The organism is Anabaena sp. FACHB-83 (assembly GCF_014697485.1).
Taxonomy (GTDB): Bacteria; Cyanobacteriota; Cyanobacteriia; order Cyanobacteriales; family Nostocaceae; genus Nostoc_B.
On sequence record NZ_JACJRY010000015.1, the window covers coordinates 1 to 20,237 of the forward strand.

At 39.9% G+C, this 20,237-nt stretch carries 18 protein-coding genes; 7 read left to right on the plus strand and 11 right to left on the minus strand.

The window, feature by feature from the left end; all coding sequences use genetic code 11:
- From H6G79_RS18360 to rppA, 3 genes are all read right to left on the minus strand, one after another.
- Positions 1–3,266 (minus strand): HEAT repeat domain-containing protein (locus H6G79_RS18360; RefSeq protein ID WP_191049365.1); only part of this gene is annotated, 3,266 nt, incomplete at its 3' end.
- Positions 3,263–3,646, minus strand: a complete 384-nt coding sequence (locus H6G79_RS18365) for a toll/interleukin-1 receptor domain-containing protein (protein ID WP_190594937.1) — start codon at positions 3,644–3,646, stop codon at positions 3,263–3,265. The genes H6G79_RS18360 and H6G79_RS18365, both read right to left, overlap by 4 nt.
- Before the next feature lie 265 nt (positions 3,647–3,911).
- Positions 3,912–4,604 carry a two-component system response regulator RppA gene (rppA, locus tag H6G79_RS18370; protein ID WP_190594938.1) on the minus strand — a complete coding sequence of 231 codons (693 nt, stop codon included), beginning with the start codon at positions 4,602–4,604 and terminating at the stop codon, positions 3,912–3,914.
- A gap of 76 nt (positions 4,605–4,680) precedes the next feature.
- Here rppA and hisG point away from each other — a divergent pair, with 76 nt between their 5' ends.
- The 5 genes from hisG to H6G79_RS18395 all read left to right on the plus strand — a co-directional run bounded on the left by hisG (position 4,681) and on the right by H6G79_RS18395 (position 11,936).
- Entirely contained in the window at positions 4,681–5,325 is a 645-nt protein-coding gene (gene hisG, locus H6G79_RS18375; protein ID WP_190594939.1) for an ATP phosphoribosyltransferase, read from the plus strand.
- Positions 5,326–5,591: 266 nt separating this feature from the next.
- Positions 5,592–7,970 carry a GAF domain-containing protein gene (locus H6G79_RS18380; RefSeq protein WP_191049366.1) on the plus strand — a complete coding sequence of 793 codons (2,379 nt, stop codon included), beginning with the start codon at positions 5,592–5,594 and terminating at the stop codon, positions 7,968–7,970.
- A gap of 17 nt (positions 7,971–7,987) precedes the next feature.
- Positions 7,988–8,413 carry a response regulator gene (locus H6G79_RS18385; protein ID WP_190592833.1) on the plus strand — a complete coding sequence of 142 codons (426 nt, stop codon included), beginning with the start codon at positions 7,988–7,990 and terminating at the stop codon, positions 8,411–8,413.
- A gap of 5 nt (positions 8,414–8,418) precedes the next feature.
- A complete protein-coding gene (locus H6G79_RS18390) occupies positions 8,419–10,686 on the plus strand; it encodes a response regulator (RefSeq protein ID WP_190592826.1) in 2,268 nt (755 codons plus the stop codon).
- Between the two features lie 281 nt (positions 10,687–10,967).
- On the plus strand, positions 10,968–11,936 hold the full coding sequence (locus H6G79_RS18395; protein ID WP_190592825.1) for a glycosyltransferase family A protein: 969 nt from the start codon (positions 10,968–10,970) through the stop codon (positions 11,934–11,936).
- A 201-nt stretch (positions 11,937–12,137) separates the two neighbouring features.
- Here the strand turns inward: H6G79_RS18395 and H6G79_RS18400 are convergent, their stop codons facing one another.
- Together H6G79_RS18400 and H6G79_RS18405 are read right to left on the minus strand one after the other, a co-directional pair.
- A complete protein-coding gene (locus H6G79_RS18400; RefSeq protein WP_190592824.1) occupies positions 12,138–13,142 on the minus strand; it encodes an aspartate carbamoyltransferase catalytic subunit in 1,005 nt (334 codons plus the stop codon).
- 560 nt (positions 13,143–13,702) lie between these two features.
- Complete coding sequence (locus H6G79_RS18405; RefSeq protein WP_190592823.1) at positions 13,703–14,656, minus strand: stage II sporulation protein M; 954 nt, start codon at positions 14,654–14,656, stop codon at positions 13,703–13,705.
- Positions 14,657–14,932: 276 nt separating this feature from the next.
- Here H6G79_RS18405 and H6G79_RS18410 point away from each other — a divergent pair, with 276 nt between their 5' ends.
- Both H6G79_RS18410 and H6G79_RS18415 read left to right on the plus strand, forming a co-directional pair.
- Positions 14,933–15,787 carry a DUF975 domain-containing protein gene (locus H6G79_RS18410; RefSeq protein WP_190592822.1) on the plus strand — a complete coding sequence of 285 codons (855 nt, stop codon included), beginning with the start codon at positions 14,933–14,935 and terminating at the stop codon, positions 15,785–15,787.
- 16 nt (positions 15,788–15,803) lie between these two features.
- On the plus strand, positions 15,804–16,586 hold the full coding sequence (locus H6G79_RS18415) for an RDD family protein (RefSeq protein ID WP_190592821.1): 783 nt from the start codon (positions 15,804–15,806) through the stop codon (positions 16,584–16,586).
- A gap of 156 nt (positions 16,587–16,742) precedes the next feature.
- On the opposite strand, the gene H6G79_RS18420 is transcribed toward H6G79_RS18415, so the two are convergent.
- The 6 genes from H6G79_RS18420 to H6G79_RS18445 all read right to left on the minus strand — a co-directional run bounded on the left by H6G79_RS18420 (position 16,743) and on the right by H6G79_RS18445 (position 20,233).
- The gene (locus H6G79_RS18420; protein ID WP_190592820.1) at positions 16,743–17,606 is read right to left on the minus strand and encodes a DUF6602 domain-containing protein; all 864 of its coding nucleotides are present in this window, start codon (positions 17,604–17,606) and stop codon (positions 16,743–16,745) included.
- 104 nt (positions 17,607–17,710) lie between these two features.
- Positions 17,711–18,274, minus strand: coding sequence for a Uma2 family endonuclease (locus H6G79_RS18425; protein ID WP_190592819.1), 564 nt, complete (start codon positions 18,272–18,274; stop codon positions 17,711–17,713).
- 13 nt (positions 18,275–18,287) lie between these two features.
- Positions 18,288–18,509, minus strand: coding sequence for a type II toxin-antitoxin system HicA family toxin (locus H6G79_RS36840; RefSeq protein WP_190592818.1), 222 nt, complete (start codon positions 18,507–18,509; stop codon positions 18,288–18,290).
- Positions 18,506–18,724: a type II toxin-antitoxin system HicB family antitoxin gene (locus H6G79_RS18435; RefSeq protein WP_199334063.1), complete on the minus strand. Its 219-nt coding sequence runs from the start codon at positions 18,722–18,724 to the stop codon at positions 18,506–18,508. The genes H6G79_RS36840 and H6G79_RS18435 overlap by 4 nt, the downstream gene beginning before the upstream one ends.
- A 266-nt stretch (positions 18,725–18,990) precedes the next feature.
- On the minus strand, positions 18,991–19,413 hold the full coding sequence (locus H6G79_RS18440) for a hypothetical protein (RefSeq protein WP_190592817.1): 423 nt from the start codon (positions 19,411–19,413) through the stop codon (positions 18,991–18,993).
- Complete coding sequence (locus tag H6G79_RS18445; RefSeq protein WP_190592816.1) at positions 19,397–20,233, minus strand: endonuclease/exonuclease/phosphatase family protein; 837 nt, start codon at positions 20,231–20,233, stop codon at positions 19,397–19,399. Before H6G79_RS18445 ends, H6G79_RS18440 begins: the two co-directional genes overlap by 17 nt.
- Positions 20,234–20,237 lie beyond the last annotated feature (4 nt).

Genomic DNA, 20,237 nt, shown 5'->3' on the forward strand with positions numbered 1-20,237 from the left:
GGTTCTACTGCTTGTGTATCTTTAATTTCACCCAATGCCCTTGCGACTGCTTGTCGCACATCGTTATCAGCATCATTCAGTTTGGCAATTAATGGTTCTACTGCTCGTGTATCCTTAATTTTACCCAATGCCCTTGCGACTGCTTGCCGCACATCGTTATCAGCATCATTCAGCTTGGCAATTAATGGTTCTACTGCTTGTGTATCTTTAATTTCACCCAATGCCCTTGCGACTGCTTGCCGCACATCGTTATCAGCATCATTCAGCTTGGCAATTAATGGTTCTACTGCTTGTGTATCTTTAATTTCACCCAATGCCCTTGCGACTGCTTGCCGCACATCGTTATCAGCATCATTCAGCTTGGCAATTAATGGTTCTACTGCTTGTGTATCCTTAATTTCACCCAATGCAGTTGCTACTACTCGCTGCACATCGTTATCAGCATCATTCAGCTTGGCAATTAAGGGTTCTACTGCTTGTTTATCCTTAATTTCGCCTAATGCCCTTGCGACTGCTTGCTGCACATCATTATCAGCATCATTCAGTTTGGCAATTAAGGGTTTTACAGCTTGTTTTTCACGTTCTTTACCTAGAATATTGGATACTAAAGCCAATGCTTGTGTATCTGATGCTTGATTACTAATAAAAGAAATTAACTGCTCTTTTTCTTTTTGGGATGGTTGCCAACCTTTTCTAAAAGGAGAGAAATTGAAATTTAAGAGTCGAAGTGCTTCAGCAGCAGCATGAGAGGTAGAGGTACTACCCATAAGCATTTCTAGCAACGCATCTACCATTCCAGGTACATCCTCAAAAAGCAATTTATGACTTTGAGAGAAGATAATTCGCCTCCAACATATTTGCTTAATGACAAAAGATGCTTCTATCGACTCTTCCAGACTTAACTTAAGACGAGATACTTGTTTCAAATAATATTGATGAATAATTTCTGAATCATTTGACATTGATGCTGTGGCAATTATTCCCAAAAGTTCACCACAACAGCCTCGATATTTTGCTTCTCTCTGTTGAAATTCTTGGAGAAGGAGCAAACGTAGTGTTGCTGCCCATTGAGAGTCAGCTAATTCCTTAACAGCTGTATCTACACTAGTTTCCGAAAATGGTGTATTGCCGTCCGACTCACCAACATTTTTCACAAACTCTTGCAATATTTCCACAGCTATTTGTTCACTAACATTAGGCTCATCAGCTAAACAAAGAGTTGCCAAAACTGCACGAGGACGAGCTGTAGTCAGAGAATCTTCTACATCAAGCGATTTGAGGATGGCTCGTAAAACATCATCCACATCATCATCATTACAAGATGCTACACAAAGACGTAATGCTTCCCGCCAGTTTTCAGTTACCACAACTTCCTTATGTCGGAAAGGATGAGAAGATTCTATTTCATGGATTTGGGCAGCAAGTGGGGCTACATAATCAGCAAGGTTAAGAGTGCGATCGCGGTTTGGAAAATGGCCTTGCACAAGTGCCAGTCCTGCCAAGTATTCTTGAAAAGTGAGATGACGAAACTCAAATACGGAAATGTCTCGGCCATTATGTGGAATAACACCCGCTTCCACTAAAATCCCTGTGCGACTTTCTAACAAATTCAAAAATTCTTTAGGTGTGTGCTTTTTTACTTCATGAAGATTGGGATACTCTTCTCGAAATTGTGTAAATAACTCGATTATTTCATCTTGGCGAAGTTGCTGTACTCCCCTATGACACATGGCATAAGCAATATACTCTAATTGTGGTAACGCCTCATCATCATCTATGGGTTCGTCTACTTCAGAGCGCCAGTTAAGTAGTACACCTACAGCTTGTGCATATAATTTATGCCGACGAGTCGGTAATTTCCCAACTTTACGCTTCACCAGTGCCATTGTGGTTAGCAGCATAGGATTACCAGTGAGACGCTCAATCCTTTCCGCGCTGTGAATGTCTTTAATTAATTCTATTTTTGCATTTTCTCGTCGCACTGGTAATTCGGTAATATCACACCAGCGACTTGCAAAATCGTCTTTATCTTCTTTAGTTAGTTCCGCTACCGTAACGTGTTCAAACTGTCGCCCTATACGGTAGCGCATTTCCCGATAGCCAACAATACGAGAAGTCACAATAATCGGAGCTTGTTTGTAAGCATCAGAAATTTTTTCAATCTGTTGGCATAATTTAGCGCGTAAACGAGGATCGGTGATTTCATCCAAGCCATCTATCAGTAATAATGCTGTACCCTGCTGAAGTTTTTGTTTTAAAATACCACGTAAAGCAATACATTCAGCCTCGCTCATCTCCTCTTTACGCAAGGTGTAACCCAGGATATCGTCTAGTGAACCACGAAGTCTGGTTTCATCAAGGTCTCGACAACGTATAATAATCGGTAGCCAATCTTCATCTGGAAGTGTAGATACGTCCGGCAAATCCTTCCAGTCTGAATCTTGTTTGAGCCGCAGCAGATAAGCTGTAGTAATCCAACGCACCATCGTAGTCTTGCCTGCACCAGGATCTCCCAATACAACCAGACGTTTAGCCTTAGCCAGCCTCTCTCCAATTGAAACCCGCTTACTTGTATCTTCGTCTTCGTCTGTGTCTCCAATACTCCAACCTGCTCTTATGCGCTGTTTGGTAATGCGACGCTTTTCAATTGCCTCCAATTCTGCTTCATCAACTTCCGTGTCAGAGGCAATTTCTACTTTAACCCGGAGTGCAACGTAAAGCCGACGTAGTAAAAGTTTCTTTGTTGCTATGTGCCGATCTGATTCTGGTAGGTTAATTAAGTCAATAATGTCACAATTCTCTAAAGCAAGTTCGCGGTAACGCTGCTCTGCATCATTTCCGCCTTTTATATAGTCTGGAGATACTTCCAAGGGATAATATTTCTTCAGAGCAGTAATTAAATCTTGTGTTGCTTTTGTAGGAGCTTGCCAATATTGAGCAATACATTCATCAAATGCTAATGCCTCTACATCAGCTTCTTCATCCATTTGTACGCAAAAAACACGCACTCGATAGTCATGTCTTGCTGCATAGACAATTCTACGCGCCCATTTGCTTCCCAATGCTGTCATGGTTCCACAAAGCACTACTGGACTACTACTACTCAACGCCTTGGAAACTTCGACAACGAAAGATTCTCCCACCATTACTGTCCCGCGATGAGCAACTTCATAGCCAGCATTGCGAATAGGTTCTGCTAATTTTTCCGCTAACTCCTCTTCTCCCTTAGCATGGGCTATGAGAACCTGCTGAAATATTTTGTTCATTTGATAGCTCTCAGCAAATCAACTATACCTTTAGACCAATCTTGAGTTAAGTCAGCATATTTAATATCAGCCAAAATCGCAGGTGGTTCACCTCCAGTCAGCAAAACTGGTAAAATCTTAACTCTATATCCACTGAGTTGCCGTGCTAAAGTTGGCATCCATTCACGGTTTACCCAAGGCGACATATCTGAAGAAGAGTAACACAAAACTAAGTAACTTAGCCCTTCCAGCCCTTCATTGATGCGCTCAACAATAGAATCTCCGACATCGATTTTCCACTCATCAAACCAAGCTTGATGCCCAGCTTCACTAACTTCCAAAGCCAGCTTTTCTGCTAATTCACCATCAACCTTGCGATGGCTTATGAAAACGTTAGCCATAGTTCAGTACAGATAAAATTAATCAAATTACACATGAATTAAATTATACATTTGCATTTAAATTTATATAATTTAGCTAAATAAATAAACTATTAAAATTGCACAACTAATCGTAAAAAATTGGCTGTTGAACGTCCTATAGAATTGGCTATTTTTAGATAAAATGAATGAGAACACACCCTTCATTCCCAAATGCGATCGCCTCATATCAACCAGTAAAACTTCAACCATAATATATTGCACTCCCAAATTTCAAAGTGCGGCCTTACTCAACAAAAGCACTACCGAAGCGATAGCCTTTACCATACACTGTGTGAATCAAAGTAGCTTCTTTCCCCATCTCAATCTTGCGGCGCAACAGACGAATTAATGCTGCAATAACGTTGCTACTTGGTTGTTCTTCATCTTGCCAGAGATGCTCCATAATTTGAGCGTGAGTTAGCAACTGTCCTGTGTGTTCCATAAAGTATTGCAACAATTGACTTTCTTTTTGCGATAGTTCAATAATGCGTCCTTGGCGGTAAGCTACTTGGTTGTCGCAATCAAGTTCTAAATCAGCAACAACTAATCTTTCGGGAGTGGTTTCATAAATTTGGGAACCTCCACGACGCAATAAAGCGCGGACTCTGGCTAACAATTCCCGTAACTCAAAAGGTTTAACTAAATAATCATCTGCACCAGCGTCTAAACCTTGCACGCGATCGTCTAAGGTATCTTTGGCGGTAAGAAACAACACAGGTGTATTTTTGCCTTGTCGTCGCAATTCTTGGCAAATTTCTAATCCGGTTTTTCCTGGCAACATCCAATCTAAAATTAGTAAGTCATAATGACTGGCTGCGGCCAGATGACTACCATTAGCCCCATCATAAGCCGCATCTACGGTGTAACCTTCACGAGTTAACACGCGACTTAAGGGGTCTGTTAATTCTACTTCATCGTCAACTAATAAAATTCTCATGCTGCTTATGGTAAGCAATCGAGATATTCTCAATAATAAATGAACTGTCTACACGCTAAGGATATCAAGAAAAAGAATGTTGACTGTCGCACTACCGAAAGGGGAACTACTAAAAAATAGCATCCGCCTGTTGCAATCTGTAGGATTAGATTTTAGTGCTTTTTTAGATTCTGGAAATCGCCAACTTCAGATTCTTGATGCGAGTGGACAAGCTAAGGGTTTGTTGGTACGCGCACAGGATGTACCTGTCTATGTAGAATATGGTCAGGCACAATTGGGAATTGTTGGTTATGATGTGTTGCGAGAAAAACAGCCACAGGTAGCCCATTTAGTTGATTTACAATTTGGCTATTGTCGCATGTCAGTGGCAGTTAAAGCATCCAGTCCTTACAAATCACCTTTAGATTTTCCGCCCCACAGCCGCATTGCTTCTAAGTATGTCAATTGTGCTAGGGAATATTTTCAAAGTTTAGATTTACCAGTGGAAATCGTACCGTTGTCTGGTTCTGTGGAACTTGGCCCAATTACAGGAATGTCAGAAGCGATTGTGGATTTGGTTTCTACGGGGCGGACTTTGCGCGAAAATGGCTTAATTGAATTAGAGACTTTGTATCACAGCACAGCGCGGCTAATTGGACACCCGTTAAGTTATCGAATTAATACAGGTAATATGTGCGAGTTGAGTGCTAAGTTGCGCGAGGCGGTTTTGGTGAATGTATAGGGTGTAAGGGTGTAAGGGTGTAAGGGTTTTGAACAAATACATACACCCCCATACCCTCTCACCCTTAAACCCAATCTCTACAGACAATCTTTGTGCGTTAGTCTTGATTCAAGTTTATGGCGATCGCTTAATTTCAAATCTAAAAAAACTCCTCTGAAAACTCAAAGCTAGTTAAATTATTAACTAAAGTAAAAAAATATTAATTAAAAATCAAATTTTTCCCGACTTTTAATCAAACCTTTTTTTAAGTTTTTTCCCAAAAATTAATGCAACCTGAATCTTATCATCAAGAACAGGCGAGGCTAGAAGCTTTACGCCGATATCAGATTTTAGATACTGAACCAGAACCAGCCTACGATCATCTTGCTCAGTTAGCGGCTTTTATTTGTGGTACTTCCATTGCTTTGGTTAATTTCATTGATGAAAATCGTCAGTGGTTTAAAGCAAAACTTGGTATAGATGTGGCAGAAATGCCCCGGAATGTTGGTTTATCGTATCTTTGCTTAGAACGCCAGGATATTGTAGTTATTAATGATACCTTGCAAAACGAGCAATATGCAGTCAATCCGGTAGTGACGGGTTATCCATATATCCGGTTTTATGCTGGCGTTCCTTTAGTTTCTCCTGACGGACAAATATTAGGAACTCTTTGTGCAATTGACCCAGAACCAAGAGAGTTGAACCAACAACAAATAGAGGCACTATCAGCTTTAGGTAGTCAGGTAATTAGTCAATTAGAACTCAGGCGGCATTTAGTCGAAAAACAGCAAACTGAAGAGTTTTTGCGTGAAAGTGACCAAAGATTGAAGTTAGCATTACAGGCGGCTAAACTGGGTTCTTGGCAACTTGACTTGAAAACAAGGGAATTAGCTGCTTCTAGTCAGTGCTATGTCAACTTTGGTTTACCGCCAGAAGTTGAGTTTACTTATAGTAAGCTGTTGGAATGTATTCATCCTGACGATCGCTCTGATATGCAAGAGCGTGTCAGACAAGCTATAGAAAATCATAGCGATTACGAGGCAGAATATCGCTGTATTTGGTCAGATAACAGTATTCATTGGATATTAGCCAGAGGTACTGTTATTTATGATGGGGATAATCAACCTATGCGGATGATTGGTGTCACCTTAGATGTGACTGACCGCAAACAAGCCGAAGAAGAACTCAAAAAACAGAACTTGCGATCGCAATTATTCGCCGAAATCACCCTCAAAATTCGAGAATCTCTACAATTAGAAGAAATTCTGCAAACCACAGTTCAAGAAGTCCAAAAACTCTTGCAAGCTGACCGGGTGTTGATTTTTCGGCTGTGGGCAGATGGTTCCGGTACAGTAGTACAAGAATCTGTGTTACCTGGTTGGCCTGTGGTGTTAGGACAAAATATTCTTGACCCATGTTTCCAAGAAAGATATGTAGAAAAATATCGTCAAGGACGCATCAGCGCAATTTTTGATATTGCAACGGCTGATATTCAAGACTGTCACCGAGAATTTTTGCAGCAGTTTGGTGTCAAAGCTAACCTCGTAGTCCCAATTCTCATCCGCGATGGGATTTGGGGCTTATTAATTGCCCATCAGTGCGCCCACCCCCGCCACTGGAACAACTTTGAAACAGAATTATTACTCCAGTTAGCTAACCAAATTGGTATCGCTTTATCTCAAGCGCAGCTTTTAGAACAAGAAATTCGCCATGTTCAAGAGTTAGCCCGTTCTAATTCAGAATTGGAACAGTTTGCTTATGTAGCTTCCCATGACTTGCAAGAACCGTTGCGAATGGTGACAAGTTACTTGCAGTTACTAGAGAGGAAATATAGCAGCCAACTTGATGCCACTGCCGATCAGTTTATCAACTATGCCGTAGATGGGGCGCGGCGAATGCAAAATCTGATCAATGACTTGTTGAATTATTCACGGGTAACAACACGCGGACAACCTTTTGTAGAAGTTGATTGTGGAGAAATTGTAGAGCAGGCGATCGCTAACCTAAAATTTGCTATAGAAGATAGTGGCGCAGAAATTACCTACGACCATCTCCCCACAATTACCGCCGATCCCATACAACTCACACAAGTCTTTCAAAACCTCATTGCCAACGCCATCAAATTCCGCCGAAACATCCCACCACGCATTCATATTGGTGCATTTCGAGCAGATGAAGGGGATGGGGGGCTAGGGGGACAAGGGGGACAAGGGGGACAAGGGGGACAAGGGGGACAAGGGAGACAAGGTAGACAAGGTGGAAACGTAGACAAAGATGTTTCTTCTCCCTTGTCTCCCCCCTCACCCCCCTCACCCCCCTCACCCTCATCACCCCCCTCACCCTCATCACCCTCATCATCCCCCTCACCCCTCCCCACTCCCCACTCCCCACTCCCCACTCCCCACTCCCCACTCCCCACTCCCCAAGAATGGTTATTCTCCGTGAGTGATAATGGAATTGGTTTAGAGACACAGTATGCTGAACGTATTTTTGTAATCTTTCAGCGTTTACATGGTAGAAGTAAGTATCCGGGTACTGGTATTGGTTTGGCAATTTGTAAGAAAATCATAGAACGTCATAGCGGACGTATCTGGGTTGAGTCAGAACCGGGCCAAGGCTCGAACTTCTATTTCACAATTCCAGATCAAGCAGGTCAACCATCGTGAATCATCCACAATCAATTATGCCAATTGAGGTTTTGTTAGTTGAAGATAATCCTGGTGATGCGGAACTGACACGCATTGCCTTACAAGATAGCAAAATCTCAATTAACCTCAATGTTGTGGAAGATGGTGTAGAGGCGATGGCGTTTTTACGTAGGCAAGACAACTATGCCCGAAAACCTCATCCTGATATTGTATTGTTAGATTTAAATTTACCGCGCAAAGATGGACGGGAGGTACTGGCAGAAATTAAATCTGACGATAAACTTAAACGTATTCCCGTCGTTGTCCTGACTACTTCCCAATCGGAAGAAGATATTCTTAAAGCCTATAATTTAGCGGCTAATTGTTATATCACCAAGCCGGTAGATTTTGATCAATTCGTTAAAATTGTACAATCCATAGAAAATTTCTGGTTTGCGATCGTAAAACTGCCGCCGGAGTAATCGAAATGGCAGGAGAATTAATAAAAGTCTTATTAGTTGAAGATAACCCTGGCGATGTTTTTCTTTTACAGGAGTTATTAAAAGAAGTCAAGACAGCACAGGTAGATTTGCGTCCGGTTGAGGAATTGTCGGCAGCACTCAACTTATTAGCGCAAGATAGTTTTGATGTGATGTTACTAGACCTTTCTCTACCTGATAGTCAAGGGATTAGCACTTTTTTAAGGGCAACTTGTCAAGCAAGAACTACACCAATTATTGTGCTAACAGGTTTAGATGACGAAACTTTAGCACTCCGCGCTATGCAAGAAGGAGCGCAAGATTATTTAGTCAAGGGGCAAGTAACTGGAGATTTGCTTGTGCGTTCCATGCGTTATGCTATTGAGCGTCAACGGATTGAAGATGCACTGCGCCAGAGCGAGGAACGGTTTCGCGTAGCATTGAAAAATTCGCCGATTTTTGTATTTAATCAAGATAGAGAGTTACGTTACACCTGGGTTTATAATTCAATTTCTGGCTGGACAAATGAAGATATGCTGGGTAAGCATGACTCAGAACTGCTCCCAGATGCAGATGCTCAAAATTTAACTACCATTAAACAAGGTGTCCTGACCACAGGAATAGGCACAAGAGCCGAAGTATTGCTGACTACGCCCCAAGGGATTCGCTATTATGATTTGACTGTTGAGCCATTACGGAATGAGTCGCAAGATATTGTGGGGATAACTTGCGCCAGTATCGATATCAGTGAAAACAAACAAACCGAAGCAAAAATCCGCGAACAAGCAGCATTATTAGACATCACCACAGATGCAATTTTTGTGCGCGATTTAGAGAATAAAATTTTGTTTTGGAACAAAGGTGCGGAAAAACTTTATGGCTGGCAAGCATCAGAAGCTTGGGGAAAAAATGTTAGTGAGTTATTATTTGATGAATCTTACCCAGAATTTGAAGCAGCTTGGTTAAACGTCGTCAGTAAAGGTAAGTGGCAAGGTGAATTAACTAAAAGAACGAAAGCACGTAAAGAGGTATTAGTAGCGAGTCGTTGGAGTTTGGTGTGCGATCGCCAAGGTAGACCCCAATCAATTTTAACAGTAGATACGGATATTACCGAAAAAAAACGCCTAGAATCGCAACTGTTTCGCGCCCAACGCATGGAAAGTATCGGCACTTTAGCCAGTGGCATTGCCCACGACCTCAACAATATCCTCACACCAATTTTAGCCGGAGCGCAATTATTACCTTTAAAATTCCCTGATGCTGATGAACGAACCCAGCATTTATTAGAGATTTTAGAAATTAATGCCAAACGAGGTGCAGACTTAGTTAAACAAGTATTATCGTTTGCGCGGGGTGTGGAAGGGCAACGCATCAATTTGCAACCTCGACACTTAATTGTCGAAGTTGCCAAGATTTTGAAAGAAACCCTACCCAAATCGATTGATGTGCGCCTTGACTTATCACCAGAGTTATGGTTAGTTTCAGGAGATAGTACCCAACTCCATCAAGTGTTAATGAATCTCTGCGTCAACGCCCGTGATGCGATGCCTGATGGTGGTACTTTAACAATCACTGCGGCAAACTTGTTAATTGATGAAAATTACGCCCGGATGAATTTAGATGCCAAAATCGGCCCCTACACAGTGATGAGTGTCTGTGATACTGGGATTGGCATTCCAGAGGAAATTTTAGATCGAATTTTTGAGCCATTTTTCACGACTAAACCTGTAGGACAAGGCACAGGTTTAGGACTTTCTACCGTTTTGGGAATTGTGAAAAGTCACGGCGGTTTTGTGAGTGTAGAAAGCCAAATCGGTAACGGAACTTGCTTTCGGGTTTATTTGCCGAGTGTGGGTGAACAGGAAATTTTTAGCCAAGACGAAATCACACTGCAAGTTGGTCATGGAGAATTGATTCTGATTGTAGATGATGAACCCTCAATTCAAGAAATTACCAGAACATCCCTAGAAACTCATCATTATGAAACTTTAATTGCCAGTGATGGCATTGAAGCGATCGCTCAATACGCCAAAAATGCCAATAAAATTAGTGTCGTGCTGATGGATATTATGTTGCCTTCATTAGATGGGGTCACAGCCATCCGTACCTTACAAAAAATTAACCCCCAAGTCAAAATTATTGCCACCAGTGGACTCATACCAAAAGAGAAACTAGGGGAAATTACGAAAATGGGTGTCAAGAAATTCTTGGCTAAACCCTACACTGTGAATGAATTGCTACTCAGTTTGCAAGAGATTCTCAACGAAGATGGTTAATCGTCAAGCGCCTTTGCGTGAGACAAAAATTATCCACTTAATCAGCAAGCCCTAATTAACACAGCTAAAGGCAGATAAATTTGTACTTCAGCAGACTAGTAAACTTTGTATTGATACATATTTATTTTTTATAAGTATCTACAATTATTGTAACTTGTAATATCATATCCGGCAAATCAGTTATGATTAAACATGGCTTTATTGAAAAGTGATATTAGTAAATAAAGCTAATTTTAATTGAGCTTTTTTACAGGTACAAATATCAAGAATATAATAATAATATGAACAACAAACAATTCTTGACTATTGTTACAGCTACACGCGGCAATTATTCAGATTATTGGTTAAATCAGCTATTACAAGTAAAAGGTGAAGTTAAATTCATTTTAGTTTATCCACCTGATTTAAATATTAAGGAAATAGATGATGCTAGGGTGAAGGTTTTAATCAGTCCTTACAAAGGGGAAGTCATCCAAAGATTCATAGGTTTAATTAATGCCGAAAGTGATTATGTGATGGCATTAGACGATGATGATTTTGTACATCCTGATATTATAGAATTATCCACACAGTACTTTCAAAGGTTTCCTGAAAGTTGGGTTTTAAGACTAAAAATTGAAAATATTAATCATTCTGATAAATCACGTATTCAACAAGACTGGGAATCTCTTCCAAATTTGGAGGAATTGGAAATTGATAAAAAAACAGCAGAAAACCCATTTCCATTTAAACAGGGAAACTACAAAGGTTTACTAGAAGTACCAATTGCTCCTTTATGTAAAGCCTTTGATTTTCGCTATGTAATTTTTCCTTGGAGAAAAAGAACTGATCAAAACGGCATTCATTTTGAAAATTTTAATAATAAAATTTGGCAAACGCAACGAGTTAAAGCAGCACTGAATGAATTATCACAAGCCATGCAAGTTTCCAGTGCGTTAAAGTGGATACCTATGTGGAGTCTGGATAGATTGCTAGGCTTGTTTATCCAAGCCAAGTTTTATCAAAAAGATACGATAATTGGTCATGCTATGCCTAAGCCAGAACAAATTAGATTTATTGTTCGGGATAGTTATTTAAAGGAAACTAGATTATATTTAATGGCAGAAATTTTGCTAGTTAAGTGTTATCCTCAGTATGGCTATTTATGGAATCTAATTGTTTGGCAAATTGCTACACTACCAAGAATCTTAGCTAGGGGATTTTTAAATAATCAGATGTCGAAGTGTCGAAACCAGTCAATCTCTAATTAGGTTTAATTCTGTCTTTCTACTTAAACAAAGTGGCTCTTCAGGAACTTTTATGGAACAGAATAATAAATAAAACCTAAATAGAGCCTGTATTTATTTTGCTGTAAATGGGTTTTAAGTTTTTGATCCTTTCTATGAAACTGTAATTTTAATGCTCCACCATAAAAACAACCGAAGAACCAACAAAGTTTCCTAAATTAACAATTAAGTCTTCCCACTACCAATCAAATACAACAACGCCATTCTGACAGCCACACCACTAGTAACTTGCGATTGAATCAAGCTAAATTCTGGGTCATCCATTAAATCAGAACTAATTTCTACACCACGGTTTACAGGGCCTGGGTGCAGAACTTTCACATCAGGTTTGCACAGTTGCAATTTTTGTCGGGTAATGCCAAATAACTGATGATATTCCCGCAAACTAGGAAGTAAATGTGCTGTCATCCGTTCTTTTTGCAATCGCAGAGTCATCACAAAATCTGCGTCTTGCAAGGCTGGTTCTAATTGCCAATGTAAAAATAGTTGACCATTGAGTGTATCTTTTCTCCCACTATATATATACTCAGCAAATAATTTTGGTAACAAAGTCGGCGGTGCAGCTAAATGTACTTGTGCGCCACTGGCAATTAAACTCCAAATATTCGATCGCGCTACACGAGAATGTAAGATATCCCCAACGATCGCAATTTTTTTCCCTGCCAACATTTCAATATTGGGATGATCTCGGTCAACTAAAGTGCAGATCGTAAATAAATCCAGCAATGCTTGGGAAGGATGTTCATGTTGACCATCCCCAGCATTGAGTATACTAACTCGCACGCCCAAACGATCCATTTCTTGAGCGATCGCATCTGGGACACCTGCTTCCTTATGACGGATGACCATAATATCAGTCCCCATCGCCAAATAAGTCTTAGCTGTATCGAGGATTGTCTCACCTTTGGTCATCGAAGAAGTGGAAGCCGCAAAATTTAAGGTATCTGCACTTAAACGTTTTGCTGCTAGTTCAAAACTGCTGCGTGTACGGGTAGAAGGTTCAAAAAATAAATTTGCCACCACCTGTCCTTGCAAAGTTGGTACTTTCTTTGTCCGCCGTGATAGGACTTCTTGAAAACTTGCAGCCGTTTGCAAAACAGTATTGTATTCAGCAGTAGTAAAGTCAGCTAAAGAAATGACGTGATGACGATTCCAGGTGGTAGTAGGCATAAATACGTGCGTTGTGGTGTCAAGATGCAATCAATTGCTTCTCTACCAAATATTTACTTTTAGTATGCAGAGGTAATAATAGCACTTGCTTTCAACATCGAGACTAATATCGAATGGAACTCAGACTATAGAAGTCAGAATTGATCACGACTTGATGACTCATAGTCAGGACTGACGCATCGCTCTACCCGGATTTCTCACCACACCTTTCAAAGCCTGTGCAGGGGAGCAGGGGAGCAGGGGAGCAGGGGAGAATGAAGGTACTCTCTCCCCTGCCCCTCCGCACCTCTGCCCCTCTGCCCCATCAAACGCCTGAAGCTTGTGAGAAATGCGGGTCTCCTGTCCGAGACGCTGGACTCAGGGTAAAAAAGTCAAAAGGAAAAAGAAAAAATGTTGTACCATAGAAATCATATTTGATTTTTGAAAAAAATCAGTACACCCAGATCAGGCTTCTTTCCTACTCCCGACTCCCCATTCCCTATTCCCTACCTACACAAATAAATTCAGAAATCAAACCGGATTCCTATAGTTCTACTAAGAAGGACTAGAGATAAAATTGACTAACCACGTTTGCGGTTACAATACAACACTAAAAATACAAATAATCCTAGTCCCGCAAGATATTTAATTGGGTCTGGGACATTGGGATTAGGCGAAAAAAAGCCTTCTATTGTACCAGCAATAATTAACATAGGTACAATCCCAAAAACTAATTGTGCCGCTTGAAAACTATAGAACTTTAACGCATCACCACGGCGATATTTACCAGGAAATAAAATTGCTCTAGCTAATAATAAACCTGCACCACCCGCAAAAAATATCGCAGGTAATTCCAAAGCCCCGTGGGGAAAAACAAACGCCCAAAATGGATAAGCTAAATTATTTTGACCGACTAAAGTACCAACAGCACCAATTAATAAACCATTAAATACCATTAAATAAGTTGTGTATAATCCCGCCGTAATTCCCCCAGCAACCGCACCAAAAGACACCGAAAGATTATTAATCATGATGCTGCTGGATGCTAACGGTTCAACTCCCACAATCGACCCCATCCATAATTTATGCTCATCCCGTACCTGAGAAATTAAGTGTTGTGGCACTACCAACGACATAAATGTTGGGTCTTGCCAAGCATACCACCAACCAACCACTCCCCCCAGCAAAAACAAACCTGTAGCCAAAGCAATATAAGGAAATGTCTGCTGTACAACTAACGGTAAACCCCAACGGTAAAATTCCAGCGCCGCCCGCCATTCTTGTCGCCGCGAACCTTGGTAGATTTGGGTGTAACCGCGAGTTGTTAAAATTTGCAAACTTTGGATTAAAGTCTGACCAATTTGTTGTGTACGGGCGCGGGCTAAATCCGCCGCCACGGAACGATATAAACTGGCTAATTCCCTAATTTCCCCAGCGCGTGCTGATTTCAGTCCTTTTTTTTCTACTTGCTTTAATAAAGCATCCAAACGCTGCCAATTTGGTTCTCTGCGGGTAATCCATCGTTGAATATTCATAGAGTCGGGGAGTAAGGAGTAGCTTGGTAGAAGGGGGACAAGGAAGACAAGGGAGACACGGAAGACACAAGAAAAAACTATAAATTACATCTTCATCAAGAAATGATATGAGCAATTAGGATTCATTTTCTAAAATTTATTCCCTAACGCAGCCTAAAACCTCAATTATGTCTACATTTGTTAATTACGAATTACAAATTACGAATTACGAATTGCTATAACCTACCTTAAGATAGCCACAAATTCACAACTGTACTTTCAAGGAAATTTGGCATCATGTCGGGAAATATTGGTTCTCCAAGTCCTATACAACCACTCAGTGTGGGAAATGTTGTCAGTGCAGGTATAAGGCTATATCGCTCTCATTTGAAGGATTATTTTTTATTGGCATTAAAAGCTTATGTCTGGATATTGGTACCTATATATGGCTGGGGAAAATGTTACGCCCTCATTGCGCTAATTTCGCGCTTGGCTTTTGGCGAACTAGTTAATCAACCAGAAAGCATCTCATCAGGCGAACGCTTTGTCAATTCTAGAATGTGGCAATTTTTACTGATGACGCTGTTAATGGGTTTTTTAGGCTTAGGTATTGTGTTGGGAATGGCTATTGTATTTGGGCTGTTTGGTTTTTTGTCAGCAGTCTTAATTGGGGGATCTGGTCAACAGGCAAATCCTGCTAGTGTGATTTTATTGGTTGCGATCGCAGTTATTGCAGGTATTGGAATTTTTCTGGGAGTTTTTTGGTTTTTAACTCGATTTTTCTTGGTTGATGTGCCTTTAGCTATTGAGGAAAATATTGACGCGACATCATCTATTAGTCGTAGCTGGGAGTTAACCGAAGGTTATGTGTGGCGGATTGTATTAATTTCTTTTATTACTTTTTTAATTACCATCCCAATTCAAATTCTCGTGCAGATTATTACTAGTATTCTTCAGGTGGCTTTTTTTGCAATTAGTGGAGAAGATTCTGGATTGTTTGCGCTGCTTTATTTTGTCTTAGTTCTGGCTTTAAGTTTTACTAGTGGTGCGGCAATTGTACCATTGTGGCAAGCAATTAAAGCCGTGGTTTATTATGACCTCCGTAGCCGCCGGGAAGGGTTAGGCTTACAGTTACGCGATCGCGAAATCTAAAGTAAAAATATTATTTATGCACTTTTTTAACCGCGTTAAATTCCGCACCCCCGAAAGCGTCGAACTAGAATTTACCCTTGCTGGGATAGGAAACCGTGCTTGGGCTTTGGTAATTGACTATCTGGCATTAGCTGTAATTATCTTAGTGTGCATCTATGCCTGGATTTATGTATCTGGTCAGTTAGCTGATATTTTGGAACAACAAGAGGCTATTGGTTCACAAGTAGGACTTTGGCTAGTTGCCATTACCTTTTTACTTCTCTTCGGAATTTACGTTGGTTATTTTGTATTTTTTGAAACTCTATGGCAAGGGCAAACCCCAGGAAAACGCTTGGCCAAAATTCGGGTCGTGCGAGATGATGGTAGACCCGTTGGGTTAGCACAGACAACTTTACGCGCCTTACTGCGACCTTTAGACGAATTTTTCTTTCTGGGTGCTTTTTTTATTATGTTTAGCAGCCGTGAAAAACGCCTGGGTGATTGGGTCGCTGGTACAATTGTGATTGAAGCTGAAATAGCCACACAATCGGCAACTTTCACAATCTCAGAACAAGCAAAATCACTCTATACAGAATTGCTAGATATTGCTGATTTATCGCAATTATTACCAGATGATTTTGCCGTAATTCGAGAATACTTGCAGCGACGTGGCGCAATGGCAACTAAATCAAGAGTAGCACTTGCTTCTAAGTTAACTCAACAAGTCGCAGCCATTGTTAACTTAGATAACTTGCCAGCAGTTGCGCCTGATATTTTTTTAGAAGCTGTTTATTTAGCTTATCAACACAAAGAATTTTAGTCTTATTTATTGGTATTTCACTAAATTATTGTAAATGTATCAAACTAACTTATCGAAGAAAATTGATGTATTTACCACTGTTTAAAATGAAGTGTAAATAACCAAGTAAGTAGAGCTAGATTTTAGTAGGACTTACGCAATAACTCTCTCAAACTCTTATAACTTCGTGTCCTTTGCGGTTCGTTTTTTCTTACTTTTGATACTTTTGCGTAAGTCCTGTTTAGCATTAGCAGGAGGAACTGCTCGTTCAAATATCTTTGTATAGTCGTAAAAAATATGTCGATGCAACCTTCCTATTTTTTCTATACTAGTTATTAGCGAAGAAATAAAGAATAGATCCGCATCGTGCTCACGTAAACAAAAAGTACCTTTGGGCATAGTTATACCTTCATCAGTATTTAAAGGTCTTATTAACCTTACCAACGAATACTTGCCTAATATATGTATATAATTCGGTCTTCTATCCAGTGGTATTTCTGGATGCTGTGTGTAAAACTCTTCAATGTACCCACGAGTACTATCAGAACTGGCACCATCTAATGCAAAGATAACCTTTAACAAGCCATCGCTCATACCTGCCATGTCAACGTAAGGATCTGCATTGTTTGGGTTTAGAGCAGTACCTATTGGAATGGACGCAATGTTATCTAGTGCCTCAAACATTTTGTGTTTATCTAAAAATGACTTCACTGAAACAATTCCAATTGTACCGTCTATACAAGCAAAAGATTTTCCTTCTCCTTCCTTATTAAGAAGATCAAACTTTAAACTTTGATAGTCGGATATAATAATATCCATTTGCTTGGATTCATCTCCATCCAAGTTAAATAAAAAACCACCCAAAAATATATTACATGAGCTTGGTATATGGTGCTTGAGTACCTCAAGAAAGATGCGTTCTTTACTTTGCCCATTATCAGTTGTGTTTGGAAAAATACTGGAAACCGAAGCTTCACCTCGCATAACTTGGGTAATATCTATTAAATATTGGCGAAATCTTTCAACAAACGGCTTTGACATGGTTTTACCTATAGATTTATAAGCAAGAAATTCCTAGCTACAAATGCTAATTAAAGTATTATATAAATTTTTACGCATATTTACTAAGTACTCTAACACTGTAATTACTCTAATAGCCAACCGAATAAATCACCTACAGTAAGCTGTAACTCACTTGCAAAAGATGGAACAGGAAGTAACTTATCTGCTTCATCAAATAACTCTGGTGGCTGATTTGAGAAATAAACAAATACTACTTTTTCACTTGGGTCAATCAACCAACCCATTTGAGTTCCGTGCTTCAAAGCGTGCAATATTTTAGCAATAACTTTACTTTGACTTTGGTCAGGAGAAAGGATTTCAATTATCCAATCGGGTGCTAGTGCAAAAACATTTGCCACACCCCCATTTTCATTTCGCGGAATTCTCTCCCAAAGAAACACAGATACATCTGGAACAATAGCACGTCCAGCAAAAATGCAGGGCAACTCTGGAAATGCACGCGCAATTTTCTGCGGCTTAGTGACTCCATTAATGGTAATAATCAGTTCACCTTGAATTGTACTGTGTTCACCTTGTGGCATGGGTTTCTGAATAATTTGAGCATCAATGTATTCACTAGCAGGTTTAGTTTCTGGTAGTTTGAGAAACTCCTCTAATGTCAAATTTTTGGATGGTGTCTGTACCATTGGGAACTATATCCTAAAGTAATGCGATAAACTCCTCTACACTTAAATCAATATCTCGAATAATCGCCCTCAAAGTTCCTTTAGCTAACTCTTGATGATCAGGAACAACAACTTGAGCAAATGGCTCATCTCGACGCATAATAATGTGACTGCTTTCTCTTCGCTTTTGGTAGAAACCAATTTTTTCTAAAGCTTTGACACATTCTTGCCCTGAAATGCTGGGTAGCTTACTCACACAACCACCAGAAATGTTTCAAAGTTTTCTTCTGGGATGGGTAAGCCATCTTCTTTAAGTGCAGCAACATAGCCGGCGATCGCCTCTTTGATATTCAAAAGAGCTTCCTCTTTCGTTTTACCTTGGCTAACGCAACCTTTGAGGCTGGGACACTCCACAATCCAGTAGCCATCTTCGTCCCGATACATGATTACTTGCCTGATATTTTGGCTCATGTTTACAAGCTATGTATAGTCACTTCTAAATTTTATCGTTAACCAAGAGTAAGTACTGGCAGAAAGCAGGATTATAAACTGAACTACACGCTATTTAAACAATAGCTGCTTCTGCTTAGATGTTCAGAGGCTTGCCGTAGGCATCGCACCTTACATTCTCCCCATTGCATCAATCAAACTTTGCAATTGTTGGTCGGCTTTCATCTCCGCTAAACCGCGTATTGTGACTTTACCAGGGGAGTAAACAAAACACGTTAGTAATCGCACTAAAAAGCATCCTCTTGTAGTTCATCGCCTGACTGAATCTCAGCTAATAATGTTGATATAACTCTTTTAACTTGCTCTGATGACAGTATTTTACCGAGTGCTAATTCAAATTCTTGTTCAGAAGAACATTGGACTTCTTGCTCAGAGCTAGTGTAATCTTTAATTGCCAAAGGATAAAGTTTCAGGGGATATCGAACGTCCACTACCGAGTAGGTATAGCTATTGAGTGCTGGGACTCTTATTCTCAGGCTAACAAAAAAAATGTTTTGTCCGAGAGACTTTCTATCCACTTCACCTATGAGCAATCCCTTTGTCATTTGTGTGAGAATAGAGGCTTGCTCTTTTAAAATCAAATATGGTGTACGCACCTCTACATTTTTTGGCAGTTCGCCCCATAAATTCTTATTATTGGGAGACATCATAAATCCTCTCATTATCAAGTTGAATAACTATTGGTAGATGATCAGAATAATCAGGAGAAATTTTAGTATTAGATGTTAATAAACTTTTGCCATCAATATCAGAGATAATTTTTAAATTTTCTGGACTAAAAAAGTCTAACAAATCAGGTCTTAATAAAACTTGGTCAAAAGTGTTCCAAAAATAGCTGACATAACCGGAACTTGGATAGAAATACGTACCTGGAGGTTCAGGAGTTGTATCACCCATTTTCCCCCACATTGGATTATAAAAAAATAATCTCTCTTTTCCCTGTACGGTTCGGCTACGCTTACGGGCAATATTTTGATCCATTACCGCATGAAAACCGTCTGCTGCAACAACACCTACTTCAAAGGGATTCATATTTAAGTCACCGATAACTATAGTTCTCTCATGTCCAACTCTTTCCTCAGCTTCTCTAATGACTTCAGCCATTCTTGTTGCTTGGAATTTTTGATCATCTTCTGTCATACGAAGTTTGCTAGAAAGATGAATCCCTGCTATCAGAATATCATTGCCAATAGGTGGTGATAGCCTTCTAATAGATATGTATCCTTCATCTGTTACGGGTTCTACACATTCTGGCGGATATCTAAAGTAAAATTTAATTCTTGTAGATAAAGTATTAAACAATGCTAAATAAACTCTTTGCTCGTCTGAATTTATGCTTAATAAAATTTCTACATCAGAAATATTTGATTCTGCCAATATTAAAATGTCAACATCATATATTCTGCAAAGATTAGTAATTTCTTTGATTAATGGCTTTTTGTTTATATTCCAAAATAAGAATGTGGTCATTGCC

Coding starts and splice junctions, on each gene's coding strand:
- H6G79_RS18435 (WP_199334063.1), bottom strand. CDS start 18,724: ATGAGCCAAAATATCAGGCAAGTAATCATGTATCGGGACGAAGATGGC.
- H6G79_RS18440 (WP_190592817.1), bottom strand. CDS start 19,413: ATGATGTCTCCCAATAATAAGAATTTATGGGGCGAACTGCCAAAAAAT.
- H6G79_RS18395 (WP_190592825.1), top strand. CDS start 10,968: ATGAACAACAAACAATTCTTGACTATTGTTACAGCTACACGCGGCAAT.
- hisG (WP_190594939.1), top strand. CDS start 4,681: ATGTTGACTGTCGCACTACCGAAAGGGGAACTACTAAAAAATAGCATC.
- rppA (WP_190594938.1), bottom strand. CDS start 4,604: ATGAGAATTTTATTAGTTGACGATGAAGTAGAATTAACAGACCCCTTA.
- H6G79_RS18390 (WP_190592826.1), top strand. CDS start 8,419: ATGGCAGGAGAATTAATAAAAGTCTTATTAGTTGAAGATAACCCTGGC.
- H6G79_RS18365 (WP_190594937.1), bottom strand. CDS start 3,646: ATGGCTAACGTTTTCATAAGCCATCGCAAGGTTGATGGTGAATTAGCA.
- H6G79_RS18410 (WP_190592822.1), top strand. CDS start 14,933: ATGTCGGGAAATATTGGTTCTCCAAGTCCTATACAACCACTCAGTGTG.
- H6G79_RS18415 (WP_190592821.1), top strand. CDS start 15,804: ATGCACTTTTTTAACCGCGTTAAATTCCGCACCCCCGAAAGCGTCGAA.
- H6G79_RS18385 (WP_190592833.1), top strand. CDS start 7,988: ATGCCAATTGAGGTTTTGTTAGTTGAAGATAATCCTGGTGATGCGGAA.
- H6G79_RS18405 (WP_190592823.1), bottom strand. CDS start 14,656: ATGAATATTCAACGATGGATTACCCGCAGAGAACCAAATTGGCAGCGT.
- H6G79_RS18380 (WP_191049366.1), top strand. CDS start 5,592: ATGCAACCTGAATCTTATCATCAAGAACAGGCGAGGCTAGAAGCTTTA.
- H6G79_RS18445 (WP_190592816.1), bottom strand. CDS start 20,233: ATGACCACATTCTTATTTTGGAATATAAACAAAAAGCCATTAATCAAA.
- H6G79_RS18420 (WP_190592820.1), bottom strand. CDS start 17,606: ATGTCAAAGCCGTTTGTTGAAAGATTTCGCCAATATTTAATAGATATT.
- H6G79_RS18400 (WP_190592824.1), bottom strand. CDS start 13,142: ATGCCTACTACCACCTGGAATCGTCATCACGTCATTTCTTTAGCTGAC.
- H6G79_RS18425 (WP_190592819.1), bottom strand. CDS start 18,274: ATGGTACAGACACCATCCAAAAATTTGACATTAGAGGAGTTTCTCAAA.